Origin of the sequence: Pseudidiomarina salinarum (assembly GCF_000753715.1) — a bacterium.
Taxonomy (GTDB): domain Bacteria; phylum Pseudomonadota; class Gammaproteobacteria; order Enterobacterales; family Alteromonadaceae; genus Pseudidiomarina; species Pseudidiomarina salinarum.
The window spans coordinates 881,235-901,467 of record NZ_JPER01000001.1 but is presented as its reverse complement, the minus strand read 5'-3'; the positions used below and the strand labels follow the sequence as shown (position 1 = coordinate 901,467).

Below are 20,233 nucleotides of genomic sequence, written 5' to 3'. Positions count from 1 at the left end.
TAACTCATGAAACCATTTATGCTTCCATTTACGGTCAGTGCTTTGCTGGCATCAGTGCCGGCGCTCGCTGCTATCGAATACGAAGATCAGCAAAAGTTGCACGACATTGCTGCGGCGGTTTCGCCGGATCGGATTGAGCAGGATATTACCAAGCTCGTGAGTTTTGGCACCCGCCATACCTTGTCTGAGACTGAATCCGATACCCATGGCATTGGTGCTGCGCGACGCTGGATCAAAGCAGAGTTCGATGCTATTTCAGCAGCCTGCGGTGGTTGTCTGGAAGTGTACTACCAGTCCAAAGTTATTTCTGGTGAGCCTCGTATTCCCAACCCGACAGAAGTGGTGAGTGTAATTGCCATTCAGCGCGGCGAAGTGGATCCCGATCGCTATGTGATCATGTCCGGCGATATCGATTCGCGGGTTTCTGATGTCATGGACTACACCTCAGAATCACCAGGCGCGAATGATAATGCCTCTGGTGTTGCCGGTACCCTTGAAGCGGCTCGCGTGTTAACCAAGCACAAGTTCGCCGGTTCTATTGTTTATGCCGCGTTGGCAGGTGAAGAGCAGGGCTTATTCGGCGGTAAGATCATGGCTGAACAAGCGAAAGAAGATGGCTGGCGGATCAAAGCCGTACTGAATAACGACATGATTGGCAACATCGAAGGTGTTAACGGCGTTATCAATAATACTACCGCCCGTATTTTTGCCGAAGGTACGCGGATGGATGAAACTCCGGAAGACGCACGCCGTCGCCGCTTCACCGGCGGTGAGGTGGATTCACCCGCGCGTAACCTGGCGCGTTACATCGACTGGATGGCTGATCGTTATATCACCAACCTCGACACCATGGTCATTTACCGGCTCGATCGCTTTGCCCGTGGCGGCCATCACCGGCCGTTCAATGATCTTGGCTATCCGGGCGTACGGATTATGGAAACCAATGAAAACTACAACCGCCAGCACCAGGACTTACGCGTTGAAGACGGGATTGTCTATGGGGATACCATTGACGGGGTTAACTTCGACTATGCGGCGAAGTTAACCGCACTTAATGCGGTAACCCTGGCGAGCATGGCCTGGGCCCCAACCCCACCAACTAAGGTAAGTATCAGTGGCGCCGTGTCGCCAGACACCACCCTGACATGGGGCGCGACTAGTCCGGAAGAAGAAGAACTGGTTGCCGGTTATCGGGTGTACTGGCGTCATACGGATGCGCCGAACTGGGAATTCAGTCGCTATGTTGGCGATGTAACTGAATATACGCTGGAGAATATCGTGATCGATAACTACTTCTTCGGCGTGGCCAGCGTCAGTGAAGACGGCTTCGAAAGCCCAGTGGTATTTCCCGGGCCGGCCGGCGCTTTTGGAGAGTAAGCCACTGAGAGGGTAGCCCATTAGTGAAGAAGACAGAAGACACGCGCGCTAACCGGCTGGTAGCGCGCATTCTCAATTCCGATTATCTGCTGACGTTGGTGTTTCTGGCATCGCTGCTGGAATCCCTTGTGGTACCCATCCCGCTGGAACTTATTCTGATCCCGATCATGTTAAGCCAGCGGCATCGGTTGTGGGCTATTTCCTCAATGGCACTCGCCGGGTGTCTGGTGGGTGCCATGATCGGTTACGGCATTGGCTTCTTGTTTTTTGATGATCTCGGGCAGATGTTGCTCAGTTGGCTGGGCTATGACAACGGCTTTGCTGAGTTTAACCGGCAATTTGAAGAGCATGGCTTCGCCACCGTGTTATTTATCGGTATCTCGGCAGTACCTTTTCAGATCGCCATGCTGGCGGCGGGCAGCACCGGCTATCCGCTCTATTTGTTCCTGATTGCCGCGGCTATTGCGCGCGGCGTTCGCTACTATGGCCTGGCGCTGCTGGTGCACTGGTTTGGCGACTATGCCCTGCAATGGTATGAGCGTTATGATCGTCGGGTTGCATGGCTGATTTTGGTTATTGCGGCAATGCTTTACGGTGTTTACCTCTGGCTTTGATCCCATCTTAATTCCGCTGCCATCGCGCGCAGCCCTTCGATACCTTCCAGGTCAGTTGCGAATAACGGCACATAAAGCTTAGCTAAACCAGCAAAGGTACTATTGATTTCGTCGCGGTAGCGCACTTCCTGCTGTCGTCGCTGAGCGAGGAATGCACCATCTGCCGTAGCGGGCAGGTTACGGTTGATAACCAGGCCTGCCACAGGGAGTTGTTCCGCCTGCAGTGCTTTAATCGCGCGCTGAGTTTCCAGAATGGGTAGTTTCTCCGGCGTTAATACAAACAACATGGCAGTCTGGTCGGCATCGGTGAGGGTGCGGCGCACGCGTTGGAATAGTCGCTGGCGTTGTAGCAGGCTATTGGTAATGGCCGCTGTCCGGTCATCCATATCAGCAGTTTCGTGTTCAGCGGGATCAGCCATAGGATTGCTGATATCCTTTCCCGCTTTCGGGCTCAGATGGTCAAGCACACCCGCCAGTTGTTGTGAACGCGCGGTCTGGCGCAGCATCCCCTGAGTCCAGGCAGCCATGGCTTCAGGCAGGGTTAGCAAACGCAAGGTATGGCCGGTTGGGGCAGTATCAAATATCAGCAGGTCATAGTCTGCGGCTGTCTGATCAATCAAACCGGCGATGCGCTCCAGTAAAGCGGCTTCCTGCGCGCCGGGAGACTGCTGGGTCAGCCGCATCTGCCGCTCAATTTCGGGATACATATCGGGCCGGGTGAAGCGTTTCATCGACGCCATCACCCGTTCAATATGCGCCGTCACTTCGTGATCGGGATCAATCTCGAGCGCGTCAAGGTTCTCAGCTACCCGGGTTGTGTTATCGCCGATTGGCCGGGCGAACGCATCGGCCAGACTATGTGCCGGATCCGTTGAAACCAGCAAGGTTCGCTTACCCTGCGCGGCAGCCTGAAGCGCGGTCGCAGATGCGACCGTGGTTTTTCCGACACCACCTTTACCGCCGACAAAAATGATTCTTTTCGTGTACAGCTTATCCATTAATCTTCCTGTCAGCAGCAGCGAAACCCGTCAAGCGGAGAATGCTCCATGCCCATGCGCTGATGCCAGGCATGAAAGCGTTCAAGCATTAAGGGCTGTAACTCAAGCGTGTAATAGGCGGCCGGGTTGGGAACGCCCATCACTTCAGAAAACACCAGCAGCATAAAGAGGTCGTCTTCTTCGCGCTTAGCCCGCGCAATTGCGGAGCGGTAGGGCGCATTATAAACCTCAGTCGCAAATGCGTTAGCCTGACTGAGCCATTGGCGAATCGCAGAAATCTTCACGCGCTTTGCTGCCTTCTGTTTTCGCGACGCAGCCGGGTAACGGTACTGGAAGCCTCCAGCGCAATCCAGACGGCAGCAATCAGCACCACCAGGTCAAGACCGAACAGGAACCAGTCTGATTTCTGGTAAAAACTCATAAGCTGAATCAGCAGGGCGTAAATGGTCATAACCAGCAGAAATACTAAGGGAATGAGGGTGTAGTACATGGGCCGACCCAGTTTCACCAGCATGGTGGTAATGACCAGCAGGGTCAGACCTGCCAGTAACTGGTTGGTGGTACCAAATAGGGGCCAGATCAACAAGCCACCTGTACCATCGGCACCGCCAGCACCAAAGGCCAGTATCAGGCAGGTGCCAACGGCCAGTAACGTAGCCGGCGCGGCCTTACTCATCCACTTGATATTATAAATCTGCGCCCATTCCTGGAATATATAACGCTGTAATCGTAGGCCGGTATCCATGGTGGTCCCGGCAAAAAGTACCGCCATCACAGTGAGCAACGTCTGTGATATTGAAACATCAAGCCCGATACCGTTTTGCAGGATATTTGCGCCACCTTGCACGAAGGCCGCAACACCGCCCTGGCCAAAGCTGTGATAAACCGCCTGCCAGTCCGTCAGGGTGGCAAAGCCGGCGGTGGCGGCGATAATGGTTGCCAGCGACAGCGCGAACCCTCACCGATAGCGCCAAAATAACCGACAAAGCGCGCGTCCGGCTCTTTATCCAGCTGCTTCGATGTGGTGCCCGACGCGACCAGGCCATGGAAACCGGAAATAGCGCCACAGGCGATGGTAACGAACAGTAGCGGGATCATTGACGGCGTGCCCTCAGGGGTATTGGTATTAAACGCTGGCGCAACGAGCTCCGGGCCACTGATAAGTACCGCCGCGTAGACCAGAATGAGGCCGATAAACAGCTGTAGTCCGTTAATATAATCACGTGGCTGCAGCAGCACCCATACCGGCAGCAGGGACGCAATCGCGGCATAACCGAATAACACTAATATCCACTGTGCATTATCACTGACGCCCATAATGGTTTCAGGCAGTGCCAGCGGAACTGCGGGGCCGCTCCAGATCAACGCGTAAAGCGCGATCACGCCAAGAATCGAAATGGTTCCCAGACTCATCCATTTGCGGAAAATAATCTGGCCGATGATTAAAGCGACAAAAATTGCGCCCCATACCGGTAATACTGAGCTCGGGAAGCTGATCAGCAGCCCCGATATTGCGGTGGCGAAAACAGCATTGACCATCAACAGCACCAGGGAAATGACAATCATAAAGAGGCTTTGCGATTTTTTGCCCACCACATCGCCGGTTAACGCCCCGATTGACCGTGCTTTATTGCGGTTACTGGCCCAGATGGCGCCAGCGTCATGTACGCCGGCAAAAAATATGGTGCCGAATATGACCCACAAAAACGCGGGCACCCAGCCCCAGATCACCGCTATTGCAGGGCCAATGATGGGCGCCGCGCCAGCGACCGAAGTAAAATGATGACCCCAGAGGACAAACTTATTGGTGGGCACAAAATCAACGCCGTCTTCAAACTCATGGGCCGGAGTGCGAAAGTTGGGATCAAGCTTAAATATTTTCTCAGCTATAAATTTTGAATAAAACACATAACCGAGAAACATCGCGCCTAAACCCAGCAGCATCAGTAGAATAGCGTTCATGGAATGACCCTTTTAGTTTATTATGGGGTAATCGTAACCGGTAATCGTACCGCATAATTAGTAAAGCCTGACATGCGACGAAAGTCTAGGCTCACCAGACAAGGACCTATATGTTTCGCTGGTTTGAAAATCGCCTGAACCCATTTCCTGAAGGTAAGCCTGAACAGCCACCAGAAGGGCTGATACGCTTTTGCCTGCACTACAGTCGCGGTGCCTGGCCTTATATTCTCTCGGCCGGCGCGCTGATGATGCTCATCGCCATTACTGAAGTCTGGTTATTCAGCTTCATTGGCAATATTGTCGACTGGCTGACAGCACAAAGCCGGGAAACCTTTCTCGAGAAAGAGTTCTGGTCGCTGACGGGCATGGCGGCTGTCGTACTAATCGGCTTGCCGTTGTTGGTGATCCTGCACTCGCTGGTGACCTTTCAGTCATTGCTTGGCAATTACCCGATGCGGATCCGTTGGTTGGTACACCAGTACTTGCTGAACCAATCGGTAACCTTTTATCAGGATGAGTTTGCCGGACGTATCGCCACCAAAGTGATGCAAACCGCTCTGGCCGTGCGTGAGTGCGTGATCAAGCTGTTTGATGTACTCAATTACGTCACCGTTTACTTTATTGGTACCGTGGTTATCGTGGGTGCCGCTGACTGGCGTTTAGCTATGCCGCTAATGGTCTGGCTGGCGTTTTATGTGCTGTTACTACGCTATTTTGTACCCCGCCTGGGGGCAGTAGCAGAGCTGCAGGCCGACGCCCGCTCGGTGATGACCGGGCGCATCGTAGACAGCTATACCAATATTCAGACGGTCAAATTGTTTTCCCATGCCAAGCGCGAAAGTCGCTTTGCTAAAGAGGGGATGTCTGATTTTCTGGGTACCGTACACCGGCAGATGCGCCTTGTTACTAAGCTCTATACCTGTTTGTATCTGATCAATTCACTCCTGCTATTTAGCGTCGGGTTTTTAGCTATTAAGCTATGGCTGGATGCGGCTATCACCGTTGGAGCCATTGCGGTCGCCTTAAGCCTGGTGTTGCGGCTGTGGGGGATGAGCCAGTGGATTATGTGGGAAATCTCGTCACTGTTTGAAAATATCGGCACCGTTCAGGATGGTATTAAAACCGTTTCCGTTCCACAGCAGATTCAGGATGCGCCGGATGCGAAGCCGCTGGTTGTTAGCCAGGGTGAAGTGCATTTCGATCACGTTGATTTTCATTACAGCGCGGATAAGCCGGTGCTGCGTGATTTTGATTTACGTATTGCCGCGGGCGAAAAAATTGGTCTGGTAGGGCGCTCGGGGGCGGGTAAATCCACATTAGTAAATGTACTGCTGCGCTTCTACGAAGTATCTGGCGGCGCCATTCGCATTGATGGGCAAAACATCGCTGAGGTAACCCAGGATAGCCTGCGTGAGCAAATTGGCATGGTCACTCAGGACACCTCACTGCTGCATCGGTCAATTCGCGGGAATATTGCTTATGGCCGCGAAGATGCCACCGAGGAAATGATTGAAGAGGCGGCAGAGCGAGCGGAGGCGGACACCTTTATCGGTGATTTAAGTGATGCCAAAGGGCGCAGGGGTTACGATACCCATGTCGGTGAGCGGGGCGTTAAGCTATCGGGCGGTCAGCGCCAGCGCATCGCCATTGCCAGGGTGATGCTGAAGGACGCGCCCATCTTGATCCTCGATGAAGCGACTTCAGCGCTCGACTCTGAGGTGGAAGCCGCGATTCAGGAAAATCTTTACCGGTTAATGGAAGGGAAAACCGTTATCGCTATCGCCCATCGGCTGTCCACTATAGCCGCCATGGACCGGCTGATTGTAATGGACGAAGGGCGTATCATCGAGCAGGGTAGCCATGACGAGTTATTGGCCAGAAAAGGGCTTTATGCACAGCTCTGGCAGCGGCAGTCAGGCGGCTTTTTGCAGGACTAGCGACGAAAAGGAAGGAAGCCTATGGCGCATTCGCGCTTTCAGAAGTTATGGGTAGCCGAATTAGTACGGCAGTATGAACTCACGCATGGCGCGCTGGATGATACGCGGGTGCTACCACTGGCACGGCGCGAGTCGTCGCTACCAGCGCGGGTGCTGAAACGTGCCCAACTACTTGCTGAGGATGCGCCGCCAGAAACGGCGCTGCCGCGGCCTGATTTTTCGCTATGGCGGAGCGCGCAGCGCTGGTTGGCGGGCTTACTTTTGATTCTGGCGGTAGCCGGCGGCTATGGTATTGCTACGGCAACCCTTCAGGGCGATCAGCCGGTGTCGTTGCTACAGGCACTGGTTACCTTATTGGGACTGCATATTATCATGCTGCTCCTCTGGCTGCTGTCACTGTTTACCGGTAGCGATAAGTCCGGAATCGGCGGGATGGCAGTGGATATTGCCCAGCGCCTGAGCCAGCGGTCGCAGCACGCCCATACTTTGCGCAGTGCGGTGCAGGTCGCCCGCTCGCAACAACTATTAAAGCCTCTGATGGCAGTGATCACGCACAGTTTCTGGACAGCGTTATTAGTCGCTGCCTGGATAACCTTACTGACCAAGCTGACCGTTAACACCTACGCCTTCACCTGGGCCACCACCATTCTCGACAGCGAAAGCGTAAAAGTACTGGCGCAAATATTGAACTGGCTCCCGGCTTTAGTTAACTATGCGGCGCCATCGGTTGAATCATTGCTGACCAATCCGTCACCTGAGCTGTATCAGCAAGCTGGCAACTGGGTGCTGGTTTGTCTTGCTGTCTATGGTATTGGCGTGCGCCTGTTATTACTGATAGTTGCAGCAGCTGTGTTCTGCTGGCGCTGGCGCAATATGCGGCTGGAACTGGATAAGCCCGGTATGGCCTATGCTCTGCGTGCGGTAACTGAGGGAGATCATTCAGTTACTCTGGTAGATGCGGATAACGCGAAGGGCGATAGCTGGCTGAGCAGTGTGCGGAAGCGCGCTGTGGCGTTGGTTAAAGGCAAAGGCGCGGTGTTACTGAGCCTTGATTTTGAACCCACCCCAGCGGCACTGGAGCAGTTTATCAGCCAGTATGCCGAGCTGAATTATCTGGGAGTGGCGGGAACAGGCGCTGAAAAACAGCGACTGACAAAGCAACTGGCCGCCAATCCTGCGGCTCTGGTGATCGTCAGAATTGATGCGAATCTGTCGCCTGATCGTGGCAGTCTGCGTTTTCTTGAACAACTAAAAAGCTGTGGTGAACAGATTGCTGTCTGGCTGGTAGCTGATAAAAATTCAGCGCCGCAACATCAAGCGCATTGGTACGATGCATTGGCCGCGGCAAGGATACCTGTGACTGACGCTGAGGTTGAGGTTGGTGAATGGCTGACAAGTGCCGGACAAAAGAAGGGTGACCGGATATGAATGCAAGCGACCCAATAAAAATTGCCGTGGTTGGACACACTAATGTTGGCAAGACATCGCTGCTGCGAACGCTCCTGCAACAAACAGATTTTGGCGTTGTTGCCGCCAGCCCCAGCAGTACCCGCGAGGTTATCAGCTCCGGTATCGTCGTTGACGGCGAGCCGGTGCTGGAATTCTTTGACACGCCTGGTCTGGAAGCTGGTACCGATCTGTACGATTTGTTTGCCCGGGAGTTTCAGCCGGAATACCGCCATGACGGCCCGGCTCAGGTGCAGGCTTTTCTGCACAGTCTCTACGCCCGCGACGATTTTGAGCAAGAAGCTAAGGTGCTGCGTCAGTTAACACGCAGTGATGCGGCGTTCTATGTAATTGATGTCAGAGATCCGGTACTGGCCAAGTTTCAGGACGAACTCACTATTTTAATGCGTTGTGGCAAACCTCTGGTCGCGGTTTTAAATTTCACCGGCGCTGCGAAAGCTTACACCAGAGAATGGAAGCAAGCACTGGCGCGGGTAAATTTGCATACCCTGGTTGAGTTTGACACCTTCAGCCCGCCACCCGGCGCGGAACAAGAGCTCTTTAACAGCCTGGTAGCGGTATTACCCGCGGCTCGTGCGCAACTGGATGCGGTAGCAGCGGTTCGCCGCGAGCAGCGCCAACAGCGGCGGCGCGAAGCCTATCTACAGTTGGCGGAGCTGCTTGTTGATGTTGCCGCCTATCGCAAGCTGGTCGCCAGTGGCGACAAACAGTTGCTGAACCGTGCCGTAGCCACTATGCAACGGGAAGTGAAACAGCGGGAACAGACCTGTCTGTCAGAGATTATCGCGTTATATGCCTTCCGGCTGGATACAGCAGTACTTGCTGAACTGAATATTGAAGCCGGCTACTGGCAGGATGATTTGTTCTCGGCGCATACCTTAAAGGACTTCGGTTTGAAGGCGGGGCTGGGCGTGGGAACAGGTGCCGCGGCCGGAGCCGGCGTCGATCTGATGGTTGGCGGTTTAAGTTTAGGGGCGGCCACAGCCATTGGTGCTTTGGTTGGTGGCGTCTATCAGGGCTGGCAAAATTATGGCTCAAGGCTCAGGGCACGGTTCAGCGGGGCACAGGAACTCATGGTGGAAGACACTATTGTTGCTTTACTTGCCACCCGTCAGTGTTATCTGATTGAACAGCTGGCCAGGCGTGGTCATGCGGCATCGGGACAATTGGTGGTCGGTGCCGAAGCCGGCGACCAGCCAAGTGCGTTAGTTTGCTGGCAGCCAGGTAAGGAGCCTGCGGCATTGCGTGAAGCACGCAAGCGTCCGCAATGGTCTGCCATGATGGTTGAGGAGTTTGAACCTTCTTCAGCCCGCCAGCGGCAGATTAGCGCTCTGCAACAAGCGCTGATGAACCAGGCTGATCAGCTGTAGTCTTTGAGTATTACTGGCTCGATTAGCACGCTGTCGATGCCGTCGGAAACCCAGATCTGTCCTTCGTTAATGGTGTACTGAAGGGTCATGGCCCGGTTAATTAGTTTCCCCATCGCCTTGACGGACGGTTCGGGTATTTCAATAACCTGCAAATTTTTGTAACGGGCGAGGTTTTGTTGGTTTTGCTGCCACCAGACCGGCACACTGCGCCCACCATAACAAACCAGTTGTACTTGCCGGGCCCGGCCACTTGCTTTGCGTAGCCACTTCTCATCAACCTGACCAAATTCAATCCAGCGATTAATTACGCCGCTGTAATCGCGATCCCAAAGTTCAGGCTCGTCCTCGTCAGAACTCAAGCCTTTAGTAAATGCCAGCGTCGGTGAACTGTTGATGGCAAAAGCCAGCAACCGGACCATCAGCCGCTCGTCAGTCTCTGAGGGGTGCTGTGCAACGGTTAGTTGATGATCCTGATAGTAATTACGATCCATGTCAGCAATTTGTGCCTCGACTTTAAACACCGTTGATTTTAAGGCCATTCTCAAGCTCAAAAAGGGGGACGAACTTGATATTACCACAAGCTGGTTTAGTATCATTTATAGCTGAATAAAAAATTTCACATTGAGAAGGATGGTTGTTATGCGTTATTCACTTATTACGCTTGCGGTACTCGCCCTATTAACCGGTTGTGGGCCGAACCCGGGCGTTGATCAGCAACAGCAGCAGAACGGCCAGGCTACCGAGTTGGTGGAACACCCGGATAAGAGTGAATCCGAGCGCCTGAACGCCTGGTTCGACATCCAGTATCAGCGGCTGCTGCAATTAAGTCCGATGACGATTACCCGACTTGGCGGCAAAGACAGTTACGGTGAAATCGATGATTTCAGTCGCGAAGCTCAACAGCGCGAGCTGAGCATGAGGGAAGCTTCGGTTAATGAACTTAAACAACAGTTCAATTACGATGCGCTGACGCCCGAGGCGCGCGAGTCCTATGACATCTGGGTATACCAGTATAAGTTGCAGAAACAGGAGGATGAATTCCAGCACATGGACTATGTTTTCGATCAGATGCGCGGCCCGCACTCCTACCTGCCGCAGTTTTTAATTAATTTTCATAAAGTTGAGACTGAAGCTGATATGGAGGCTTATAACTCCAGAATCGAGGGGATTGCGCGCGCCATGGGGCAGTTCCTCGAGCGCGCAAAGCAACAGACAGAAGAGGGGATACGGCCACCTCGTTTTGCTTACGAAAAAGTTATCAGGGTGTCTGAAAATTTGCTGAACGGGTATCCGTTCGAAGACAGCGAAAAAGCATCTACCTTGATGGCGGACGCCAGCATGAAAATCGATCAGTTGTTAGCTGATGGCGTAATTGACAACGAACGCGCTGATGAACTTCGTCAGGCGACCAGCACCGCGTTAACTGAGCACTTTCAGCCAGCCTATCAGGAAGTGATAAACTGGCTCGAAAGCGACATTGAAAACACGCCGGAAATCGCTACCGGCGTACATCGTTTTGAAAATGGCAATGTTTATTACCAGGCGCGTTTAGAGGCGTCGACGACCACCGATTTAACCGCAGAAGAGATTCATCAGATTGGCCTTGATGAAGTGGCCCGAATCACTGACGAGATGAATGAAATCCGCGAACGCGTCGGGTTTGAAGGCGATTTGCAGGCGTTTTTCGAGTTTATCCGCACCGATGAACGTTTTTTCTATCCCAATACCGATGAAGGCCGCCAGGCCTATCTCGAACAGACCAGGGATTATCTGGATTTCATCAATCAGCGCTTACCTGACTATTTTGGCGTTCTGCCCCGGGCGGAGCTGGTGGTCAAACGGGTGGAAGCCTTCCGTGAGCAAGACGGCGCGCCGGCGCATTACTCTGCCGGCACGCCTGATGGCGAGCGACCAGGCGTTTATTATGTGCATCTGTCAGATATGAGCGCGGTGCCGAAAAACGAAATGGAAGCCATTGCCTATCATGAGGGCAACCCGGGGCACCATATGCAGATATCAATTGCCCAGGAACTTGAAACGCTTCCCAGATTCCGTACTCAGGCACGGTTTACTGTGTACTCAGAAGGTTGGGCGCTGTATTCGGAGAAACTGGCAAAAGAGATGGGTGCTTACCAGTCTGATTACTCAGACTTTGGCCGGCTAACTACAGAACTATGGCGTGCCGTGCGGCTGGTGGTGGATACCGGACTCCATGCCAAAGGCTGGACCGAGCAGGAGGCAGTAGACTATTTCAAAGACCACAGTCCTATTGCTGAGGAAGCGATTCGGGCTGAGGTTCAGCGTTACCTGGTTATGCCCGGACAGGCAACGGCTTACAAGGTCGGAATGCAGCGGATCCAGGACTTACGCGCCAGAGCCGAAGCTAAACTTGGCGAGCATTTTGATATCAAGGCGTTCCACGATACGGTATTAGGTGGCGGCGCCTTACCCTTACACCTGCTGGAGCGACGTGTTGATCGTTGGATTGAAAACCACAGTCGCCAATTGTAAGTAGTCGGGTGAATTGGCCGGGACGGGCAATTAAATTGCCCGGGCCCGGAAACTCCGGCCTTTAATTTTACCGTTATTGAGAATGCTGAGCGCTTGTTTGGCTTTATCCCGGGTTATCGCCACATAACTCCACATCGGCTGCAGCTGAATCTTACCAATATCGGTTACCTCTAACTGTTGCTCTTTAGTCAGAGCGCCGACGATATCACCTGGTCGCAGTTTGTGTTTTTTGCCACCCTGAATCTGGATGGTCACCATAGGTGCCTGCAGCGGCCGGTTTTGCAGTAGTTCAGAGCCAGGTAATGGCTGTAGCGCTACTTTTTCATCCAGCCGATCTTCGATAAGCCGGAATTTATAGTCATCGGCGGGGCCTACCAGAGTCAACGCCAGACCGGCTTCGCCGGCCCGGCCGGTGCGACCAATGCGGTGGATGTGGGTATCGGTATCATGGGCCGGCTGTAAATTGATAACTAAATCCAGCCCATTGATATCAAGGCCACGGGCGGCGACATCGGTTGCCACCAACACACAGGCGCTCTGATTGCTAAACTGAACCAATGTCTGGTCACGATCTTTTTGCTCCAGATCACCATGTAATGCCAGCACGCTGAACTGATTGTATTTAAGGCTGTCAGCCAGCTCCTGAGCTTCACGCTTGGTATTGCAGAATACCAGGCAGCTCCCGGGGCGATAGTGTTGTAGTAAACGCATCGCGGCTTCGTCGCGGGGGACGCCATCAAGCGCAAAGAAACGTTGCTGCGTCGCTGACTGCCCGCTGTCATCAGTGACCGTGATGCGCAACGGCTGCCGCAGCAAGCTAGCCGCCATACGTTCAATCCCGGCCGGGTATGTCGCACTGAATAACAACGTCTGGCGCTCAGCTGGGGTGGCGTCAATTAACGCTGCCAGCGGCTCCTGAAAGCCCATTTCGAGCATGCGATCGGCTTCATCAAGCACCAGGGTATGGAGTTCTGAAAAGTCGAGGCGTTGCTGCTCAAGGTGATCCAACAACCGGCCTGGCGTACCCACCAGGATATGAGCTCCATGCTCGAGCGAAATAATCTGTGCTTTAACCGGAACACCACCACAGAGTGTGAGTACTTTGACATTATGCATGGTACGACACAGCTTGCGGATCTCTTCAGCGACCTGTTCCGCCAGCTCGCGGGTAGGGCAGATCACCAGACCCTGAATACGAAAGCGTTGTACGTTCAGCTTAGCAAGCAAACCTAAGGCAAAAGCGGCGGTTTTGCCGGAGCCGGTTCTGGCCTGCACGATGACATCGCGCCCCGCCAGTATTGCCGGCAGGCTCTCAGCCTGTACCGGTGTCATTTGCTGATAATTGAGGTCAGTCAGGCTGACCAGTAATTCTTCCGGAAGTTTAAGCTGATTAAATTCATTGGTGAGTATAGTCAAGGGCGTGTCCTGCCGGTGCTGGCATTTAAAATTTCGATGGGGTTAGTATAGCAAATCCGCCTTCCCGGGTAATGGTCTGATTTTTGGGAGGAAAAAATACAAGATCCTGACTATGTTTAAGGACAGGACAAAAAAAGTACAAATAAACGCATAATCAGAGGAGCGCATATGCTTGCTTATATTCAGTTTATTACGGTATTCGCGGCCACGCTGTATGCCGGCGTAGCAATTTATATCAACTTAGTAGAGCATCCGGCGCGAATGAATCTTAAAACCAAGCCCGCAGCGCAGGAGTGGGCCCCAAGCTATCGGCGCGCAACAATACTTCAGGCGGTGCTGGCGGCGTTTGCCAGCGCAGGCGGGGTAACCGTCTGGCTATTGATTGGCGGCACTATGTGGGCAACGGGCACGATCATTATGTTGCTGGTTATACCGGTATCTCTGTTACTCATTTTGCCGGTTAATTACCGGCTGACGGATCCGGACCGCGATAAGAGCTCTGATCGCACCCGTGAGTTACTTGAGCAATGGGGCTATCGCCATACCCTGCGGACCATACTGAGCGTGGTGGCAGCAATTATCTTTACCTGGCAGGTGGTGTCGGCATTGCCAAAGGCTGATGTTGTAGACCCCATTTTGAACTCGGCCCCTATTTCAAATTCTATTCAACCGGAATCTTAAAACGTTCCCGGATTTTCCGGCTCAGTTCCCGTTGCGCCGTGGGTTCACCGTGCGTGAGGCGCACGGCGCCGACCGGTTTCGCGGCGCTGCCGATAAAATCCAGCAGTCCGGCCTGATCAGCATGGGCTGAATAGCCGCCCAGGGTATGAATCTGTGCTTTGATGTGGATTCGCTGGTGGTCGATATCAACATAACCGCCATCAGGACCATATTGCTGAATCGTGCGGCCGGGAGTCCCTTGTGCCTGATAGCCGACAAACAAAACATCAGTGCGGGGATCAGGCAACAATGCTTTGAGATAGTTGGTGATTCGCCCTCCAGCACACATGCCTCCGGCAGCCACGATAATAACCGGCTCAGCGCTTGTCTGCAGCCGGTTAACCAGCTGTTCATGCTGACTATGACTTTCGATAACATGCAATTCATCAAAGGCCAGCGGGTGCCTGCCGGCAACAAGTCTTTGTTTTGCCTCGGCATCCCAGAGCGCTTTCAGATCGCGGTATTTTTCTGTAAAACGGGCCGCCAGCGGTGAATCCAGCACCACCAGTGGAAAGTCTTCTGCCATATTTTGCTGCTTGAGATCATGAATGATGTCTTCGAGTTCATAAAGCAGTTCCTGAGTTCGTCCGATGCTAAAAGCTGGGATCAGAATGGCACCACGATCCCGGACACAGCGCTCGATAATTGCTTGCAGCCGCGCCTGCCGCTGGCTTCTGTCTTCATGCAGCCGGTCACCATAAGTGCTTTCCAACAACAGTAGGTCGGCATATTCAAGCGGCGTCGGATCGGGTAATAATGGCGTATCCTTACAACCGATATCACCAGAGAAAACAATCCGCTGGTCGGCCAGCTGGCATTCAATATAAGCTGATCCCATGATATGACCCGCCTGGCGAAAACGCACCGACAGGCCGTCGAATACCGGCTGCCATGAATCGTACGCGACCGGTCGTAATAGCCGCCGAAGTACTGCCAGTACGCCGTCGATAATATCGTCGCTGCGGGTTATACCGACTTTGATAGCATCTTCAATCACCAGTGGCAGCAAGGTTGCGGTCGCTTCAGTACAATAGATTGGGCCACGGAATCCGGCGGCCAGCAGCCAAGGGAGACGGCCAACATGATCAATATGGCAGTGGGTGAGCAACAGCGCTTTAATTTGTTCGGCGCTAAAACCGATTTGCTGCTCATCGGCAGCGGGGACGTCCGCCCCTTGTAGTAGACCGCAGTCGATAAGGACCGCCATATCAGGGGCTACCCGTAACTCATGACAAGATCCTGTCACGCCAAATCGTCCACCATGATGTAGAATTTCCATTGCGTTGTTCCCTGCGCAAACGTAAAGTAGTGAGCATAATTGGAAATCTTTGATCTGAAAAGAAAAAGGCACCTTTATCATTCAGTTGGGTGAGGAGGCTATAAATGGACGACGCAGCAATCCTGCAACAGCTCAGAACCCATACAGCGGATTTACACCGCGAAGTTGAGTCCGGTTCCGTTATGTCAAGATTATTGCAGCCGGACTTGACGGCAAATCAGTATCTTGCTGCGCTGCAGGTTTTAGCCGCCTTCATTACCCGCTATGAGACGCAGCTCATCCAAGCCTTTGATCGACCTCATGGCTACCAATATATTCCGCGTCTACCATTGCTGATGGCTGATATTGAAGCCGTTGGCAATGCCCCTTCCGAAGTCAGCGAACCAGCAGAAAAACCGCCATCACCTACTAGGTGGGGCCTAATTGGCGCGGCCTATGTAATCGAGGGATCGACCCAGGGCGGGCGAATCCTGGGACGACGGATAGAGAAAACCCTTGGGCCAGAATTAAGCTTAACCAGCGAGCACGGAATAAGCTATTTTAATCTACATCAGCGGGGAAGCTGGATTGAGTTCACGGATTGGCTAAGCCAACTTGAACATACTCCGGCCCAACGTAAAGAGATAGTTGGCGGTGCGCAGTCTGCGTTTCGTTATTTGTCCGAAATGCTTACGACCACGCCATTTTATGAGGTTCACTGATGAATGATGTAACTGCAGCCAAACTTGCGGAAGCCTTGAATAACTGTGCCAACGAGCCGGTGCATATACCCGGGACGATTCAGCCCCACGGTTACCTGCTGGCGTTTTCGGCTGATTTTTCGGCCGTGGTGGCGGTAAGTGATGGTGTTCAGAAGTTACTGAATGCTGAACCTGCAGACATTTTTAACAGTACACCCGCAGATCTGTTGCCATCGTCTTTATTTGAGGGCGTTAATAATGCTCTGAAGCGGCTAAAACATGGTGTGCCTAACTGGAGCTTTGACTGTCATTTAGCTGAGGCAGAACCGAAAAATTGTTTTTGCACCTGTTATCTTTCGGATTCAATAGTGATCCTGGAAGTCGAACCGGTAGTGCGCAGACCTCCTGACGACTATATCGCTGAGATAACGGATCAGCTCGACCGGCTGCGGGAGACCACAACGGTTCAGGAGACCTTAGAACAACTGACTAAGTCTGTGGCTGTATTGTCCGGTTATGAGCGGATTCTGGTTTATCGGTTTGATAATAACTGGAACGGCGAGGTAATTGCTGAGCATCGCACCGCTGAAGATATTCACAGCTATCTTGGTCACAGCTTTCCGGCCAGCGATATCCCGTCTCAGGTGCGAGCGCTTTATCAAAAAAATGTGTTGCGGGATATTGTTGACGCAACCGCATCACCAGCGAAAATTCTGTTAAATCCGGACATTGAGCACAGCGCTAAACTGAATCTGACAGCCGGTGTACTCCGTGGCGTATCGCCAATACATCTGAAGTACCTTGCCAATATGGGCGTTAAAAGGGCTCTCTCGGTGGCTATGTTTGAAGATACTAAGCTGTGGGGATTGCTGTCTTGTCACGGATTAGAGCCGAGTCAGGTTCATCCCTATCAGCGCCACGCCATTAAGGCACTGGTCGCTGTTGCCAAAGAACGCATGCTGTTACAGCGCCAATACGCTGCTGAACGTTTTTATGCGGCGACAGAAGAAAGCCGTAAGGCATTACTGGATCCGCAGAAAGAAATTATGGCGCCCGATGAGTTACTTAGCGCTGAGGGTGACCGCTGGCTAAAACTATTTAATGTCGAGTCCGTAGCCCTGGTACATGGGCGGCAGACCACAGTGGTCGGCGAGGACTGTGATAAATCGGTATTGGTGGATGCTGCGAACTGGCTGGTCGATAAACACTCCGCAACCGGGCTGTTCAGTACATCTGAATTAGCTGCGACCAAACTCGAGGCGGTATTTGCAGAGACGGATTTTTGTGGCTTGTTGGCGGTTGCTTTGCCATATGATCGATCTAAAACCGGTTGGCTGCTATTTTTACGTAAAGAAGTACTGGAAGTCAGGAACTGGGCTGGTCACCCGGAAAAGACAACGATAGAACATTATAAGGGGGTGGATGTTCTGTCGCCCCGCAAATCCTTTGCCAGCTGGCAGGAAATCGTCCGTGGTAAATCCAGGGAATGGCAGCGAGAAGAGAAGCAGGCGGCCCGATTTCTGGCGGAAGATCTTGCCATTGGTGCCTCCGCCTACCAAATCGAACAACTTAATGAAAAATTAAAAAAAGCTAATAAGCGACTGAAGCATCTGGTGCATACCGATGCGCTGACACAAATCTGGAATCGTTACCATCTTGAGCAGAGCGTCGATGAGCAAATAGCAGTAGCTAAGCGTTATGACCGGTGCCTAAGCGTGATTATCTTCGACATTGACAATTTCAAAGGGGTAAATGACACCTATGGTCACGATATTGGTGATACGGTGCTGCAGAATCTTGCCCTCAGCATAGAGGATGAGATGCGCGATGGCGATATTTTTGGCCGGTGGGGCGGGGAGGAGTTTTTGATCCTGGCGATTGAATCTGATCTGGAAGATGCTGAGAAGCTTGCTGAGCGTTTGCGTAAAAAGCTGCTTTCGGTTGAATTTGAAAAAGCCGGTACCATTACCGCCAGTTTTGGCGTTGCGGAAATGCAGGAAGGCGATACCCGCAGCAGTTTAATAAAACGGGCGGACGAGGCTCTTTATAAAGCGAAGAATAGCGGCCGGAATCGGGTAGTCAGTGCTGGTTAAGGTTGAACCGACTACCTGAAGCCGCTTTTTAACAAGAATTTGTTGGTCGGCGTGAGAGGATTTGAACCTCCGACCCCTGACACCCCATGACAGTGCGCTACCAAGCTGCGCTACACGCCGACCGAGCCCGCTATATTACTGAAATATCCTGATTTCGCAAGGCGAAAGCCCTTTTCAGTTGCAAAAACCTGTGCGACTGATGCTTTATTCGCCATTAGGCTGGCTAAAGCGTTTGAGTTTACGTAATCCATCTACCAGCACCGGGGTTGCCGGCACTGCACCGGTTAACGCTGCATGATCTTCGTTGGAAAAAACACTGATCATCGCATTGGAATCTATGACTGTGGTGCGCGATTCTTCATAGATAACCAAGTCGCGCCCATAGCTGGTCATCAACGGCAACTGGCGCTGTTCGTCCGTCAGATCAATCCCTACTGAATAGTTCGATGTACCGTCAGCGCACGAAATATACTGGCTGAGAACGGTTGGCATGATATCCGTTAGTAACGTCAGTGGTTGTTCCTGAATAGTGAGATTGGAACTGGTCCACAAGGGTACCTGCATCGCTTGAACAGAGTACGCCGGATGCGCGGACGCGGCTGGCGTAAGAGCGGTGATCACTACCTGGTAGCCGTCCTTCAGGGCGCGGCGGATTTGTGCCATGGCTGTCACATCAAGGGTTTCACGCAGGCTCAGGCCGATATAAGCGGACGGCGAACTGATGTCAAAGCGCTGAAAATCAGCTATAGCTTCAGGTAAGTTGGGCACAGTACTGGCAACCTCGGCAACCAGTTCAATCCGATAGTCCCGCAACGGCGCAAAATAGGCAGGCTCCTGATCCTGCTCGGCGATGGCAGTCATGTATAAGTCGGGCAGCCCGTAGATGAGTTCAAATAATCCGCTCTGGGTATCAAGCTGGCCAAGCATGGGCGTCTGGAACCGTTCTAACTCAGGGAATAATGCATTTAACTGGTCTTGTTCCGCGGCATCGAGCGATGAAAAGGCGACGATGAGCGTAGTCGGCGCTTGTGGCACCCTGGCGCACAGCAGGGGCGCCGCAGGATAATTCAGATTGACGTGGGTGGTTTCGCGCAGCAGGCGGCCGGCGGCTTCAGTACGCTGATCAACCAATAGCCCATGCTTGCTCATCAGCGTTTTGGCGGTAGTCGGATAGGATACCGGGAACAAATCATCCTGTTTGGTAATCGGCGTATAGACTACGGCGTCGGCCCATACATGTACGCTGTGGCTGGCCAGAAAGCAGAGCACAAATACCGAGCTGAAGGCTGGGCCCCAGTGCTTCTCCTGCAATTTATCCAGGCGTTTCCACGCCAGATTGGCGAGCGCCAGTTCAAACACCAGCAACACCACAAAAATCAGCAACATGCCGATTAATATAAGGAAGCTGGCGCCGGCAAATACAGTTTCGGCATCAATTGCCAGCTGCGATAGTGAATAGGTATTGAGATGGTAACCGTACTGCCGGAAGAACAGGGCATCAGCAACCAGTGCGATCAGTCCGATTGAGGCAACCAGGGTAGCGATACCGCGCAGCACCCGCGAATAAGGAACGATCAGACAGAACGGGAATATCAGGATAATAAAAACGACAAACGGCAGGAAGGCAAAGTGGCCTAACCAGCTGATCAGCAAATAGATAACGCCAAGCGCAGAGCCCGGAGGCTCGGCAGCTTCGACATATAAGGTGCCGATAGCCAGAACGAGCAAAATATTGAAAAACGTAAACCAGTGTCCCCAACTAATGAGGCGGGCAATCTTATCGCGGCGTTGCTTGCGTTGTTTCATAGC

The 20,233-nt window shown here is 52.8% G+C and carries 15 protein-coding genes, 1 tRNA gene and 1 pseudogene; 9 read left to right on the top strand and 8 right to left on the bottom strand.

The features are described from left to right. Positions 1-6: 6 nt before the first annotated feature. Entirely contained in the window at positions 7-1,377 is a 1,371-nt protein-coding gene (locus tag IDSA_RS04320; RefSeq protein ID WP_034774481.1) for a M28 family metallopeptidase, read from the top strand. A 23-nt stretch (positions 1,378-1,400) separates the two neighbouring features. Beyond that, on the top strand, positions 1,401-1,991 hold the full coding sequence (locus tag IDSA_RS04315) for a YqaA family protein (RefSeq protein ID WP_034774480.1): 591 nt from the start codon (positions 1,401-1,403) through the stop codon (positions 1,989-1,991). On the opposite strand, the gene IDSA_RS04310 is transcribed toward IDSA_RS04315, so the two are convergent. The 3 genes and pseudogenes from IDSA_RS04310 to IDSA_RS04300 form a co-directional block, all read right to left on the bottom strand. Beyond that, complete coding sequence (locus IDSA_RS04310; protein WP_034774479.1) at positions 1,976-2,989, bottom strand: ArsA family ATPase; 1,014 nt, start codon at positions 2,987-2,989, stop codon at positions 1,976-1,978. The genes IDSA_RS04315 and IDSA_RS04310 overlap by 16 nt on opposite strands. An 11-nt stretch (positions 2,990-3,000) precedes the next feature. After that, positions 3,001-3,273 carry a cory-CC-star protein gene (locus tag IDSA_RS04305; protein ID WP_034774478.1) on the bottom strand — a complete coding sequence of 91 codons (273 nt, stop codon included), beginning with the start codon at positions 3,271-3,273 and terminating at the stop codon, positions 3,001-3,003. Continuing rightward, positions 3,270-4,951, bottom strand: a pseudogene (locus IDSA_RS04300) (carbon starvation CstA family protein). Before IDSA_RS04300 ends, IDSA_RS04305 begins: the two are co-directional and overlap by 4 nt. Before the next feature lie 110 nt (positions 4,952-5,061). Between IDSA_RS04300 and IDSA_RS04295 the strand changes: the two are divergent. The 3 genes from IDSA_RS04295 to IDSA_RS04285 are packed head-to-tail and all read left to right on the top strand — an operon-like array spanning position 5,062 to position 9,725. Beyond that, positions 5,062-6,888 (top strand): ABC transporter ATP-binding protein, encoded by a 1,827-nt coding sequence (locus IDSA_RS04295; protein WP_034774476.1) that lies wholly within the window; start codon positions 5,062-5,064, stop codon positions 6,886-6,888. Between the two features lie 21 nt (positions 6,889-6,909). Beyond that, positions 6,910-8,316, top strand: coding sequence for a DUF2868 domain-containing protein (locus IDSA_RS04290; RefSeq protein WP_034774475.1), 1,407 nt, complete (start codon positions 6,910-6,912; stop codon positions 8,314-8,316). Continuing rightward, on the top strand, positions 8,313-9,725 hold the full coding sequence (locus IDSA_RS04285) for a GTPase/DUF3482 domain-containing protein (RefSeq protein ID WP_034774473.1): 1,413 nt from the start codon (positions 8,313-8,315) through the stop codon (positions 9,723-9,725). Before IDSA_RS04290 ends, IDSA_RS04285 begins: the two co-directional genes overlap by 4 nt. Here the strand turns inward: IDSA_RS04285 and IDSA_RS04280 are convergent. Further along, complete coding sequence (locus IDSA_RS04280) at positions 9,716-10,264, bottom strand: YaeQ family protein (RefSeq protein ID WP_034774471.1); 549 nt, start codon at positions 10,262-10,264, stop codon at positions 9,716-9,718. The genes IDSA_RS04285 and IDSA_RS04280 overlap by 10 nt on opposite strands. A gap of 100 nt (positions 10,265-10,364) precedes the next feature. Here IDSA_RS04280 and IDSA_RS04275 point away from each other — a divergent pair, with 100 nt between their 5' ends. After that, positions 10,365-12,236 (top strand): DUF885 domain-containing protein, encoded by a 1,872-nt coding sequence (locus IDSA_RS04275; RefSeq protein WP_034774468.1) that lies wholly within the window; start codon positions 10,365-10,367, stop codon positions 12,234-12,236. Between the two features lie 30 nt (positions 12,237-12,266). On the opposite strand, the gene dbpA is transcribed toward IDSA_RS04275, so the two are convergent. After that, positions 12,267-13,652, bottom strand: coding sequence for an ATP-dependent RNA helicase DbpA (gene dbpA / locus IDSA_RS04270; protein ID WP_034774466.1), 1,386 nt, complete (start codon positions 13,650-13,652; stop codon positions 12,267-12,269). A gap of 168 nt (positions 13,653-13,820) precedes the next feature. On the opposite strand from dbpA, the gene IDSA_RS04265 reads away from it, so the two are divergent. Further along, positions 13,821-14,333: a DUF1772 domain-containing protein gene (locus IDSA_RS04265; protein WP_051986050.1), complete on the top strand. Its 513-nt coding sequence runs from the start codon at positions 13,821-13,823 to the stop codon at positions 14,331-14,333. Here the strand turns inward: IDSA_RS04265 and IDSA_RS04260 are convergent. Further along, positions 14,314-15,651 carry an MBL fold metallo-hydrolase RNA specificity domain-containing protein gene (locus IDSA_RS04260; protein ID WP_034774464.1) on the bottom strand — a complete coding sequence of 446 codons (1,338 nt, stop codon included), beginning with the start codon at positions 15,649-15,651 and terminating at the stop codon, positions 14,314-14,316. The two genes, IDSA_RS04265 and IDSA_RS04260, sit on opposite strands and share 20 nt — an antisense overlap. 104 nt (positions 15,652-15,755) lie before the next feature. Between IDSA_RS04260 and IDSA_RS04255 the strand changes: the two genes are divergently transcribed. Together IDSA_RS04255 and IDSA_RS04250 are read left to right on the top strand one after the other, a co-directional pair. Further along, positions 15,756-16,352, top strand: a complete 597-nt coding sequence (locus tag IDSA_RS04255; RefSeq protein ID WP_034774460.1) for a biliverdin-producing heme oxygenase — start codon at positions 15,756-15,758, stop codon at positions 16,350-16,352. Further along, positions 16,352-18,424 carry a sensor domain-containing diguanylate cyclase gene (locus tag IDSA_RS04250; protein WP_034774458.1) on the top strand — a complete coding sequence of 691 codons (2,073 nt, stop codon included), beginning with the start codon at positions 16,352-16,354 and terminating at the stop codon, positions 18,422-18,424. The genes IDSA_RS04255 and IDSA_RS04250 overlap by 1 nt, the downstream gene beginning before the upstream one ends. A 43-nt stretch (positions 18,425-18,467) precedes the next feature. Here IDSA_RS04250 and IDSA_RS04245 read toward each other — a convergent pair. Next, positions 18,468-18,544: transfer RNA gene (locus IDSA_RS04245), tRNA-Pro, on the bottom strand. 84 nt (positions 18,545-18,628) lie between these two features. After that, on the bottom strand, positions 18,629-20,230 hold the full coding sequence (locus IDSA_RS04240) for a DUF3413 domain-containing protein (protein WP_034774456.1): 1,602 nt from the start codon (positions 20,228-20,230) through the stop codon (positions 18,629-18,631). Positions 20,231-20,233 lie beyond the last annotated feature (3 nt).

Bases quoted from the DNA above. Each gene is read 5' to 3' on its own strand.
- IDSA_RS04310 (WP_034774479.1), bottom strand. From the start codon at position 2,989: ATGGATAAGCTGTACACGAAAAGAATCATTTTTGTCGGCGGTAAAGGT.
- IDSA_RS04320 (WP_034774481.1), top strand. From the start codon at position 7: ATGAAACCATTTATGCTTCCATTTACGGTCAGTGCTTTGCTGGCATCA.
- IDSA_RS04255 (WP_034774460.1), top strand. From the start codon at position 15,756: ATGGACGACGCAGCAATCCTGCAACAGCTCAGAACCCATACAGCGGAT.
- IDSA_RS04275 (WP_034774468.1), top strand. From the start codon at position 10,365: ATGCGTTATTCACTTATTACGCTTGCGGTACTCGCCCTATTAACCGGT.
- IDSA_RS04240 (WP_034774456.1), bottom strand. From the start codon at position 20,230: ATGAAACAACGCAAGCAACGCCGCGATAAGATTGCCCGCCTCATTAGT.
- IDSA_RS04285 (WP_034774473.1), top strand. From the start codon at position 8,313: ATGAATGCAAGCGACCCAATAAAAATTGCCGTGGTTGGACACACTAAT.
- IDSA_RS04260 (WP_034774464.1), bottom strand. From the start codon at position 15,651: ATGGAAATTCTACATCATGGTGGACGATTTGGCGTGACAGGATCTTGT.
- IDSA_RS04290 (WP_034774475.1), top strand. From the start codon at position 6,910: ATGGCGCATTCGCGCTTTCAGAAGTTATGGGTAGCCGAATTAGTACGG.
- IDSA_RS04295 (WP_034774476.1), top strand. From the start codon at position 5,062: ATGTTTCGCTGGTTTGAAAATCGCCTGAACCCATTTCCTGAAGGTAAG.
- IDSA_RS04280 (WP_034774471.1), bottom strand. From the start codon at position 10,264: ATGGCCTTAAAATCAACGGTGTTTAAAGTCGAGGCACAAATTGCTGAC.
- IDSA_RS04250 (WP_034774458.1), top strand. From the start codon at position 16,352: ATGAATGATGTAACTGCAGCCAAACTTGCGGAAGCCTTGAATAACTGT.
- IDSA_RS04265 (WP_051986050.1), top strand. From the start codon at position 13,821: ATGCTTGCTTATATTCAGTTTATTACGGTATTCGCGGCCACGCTGTAT.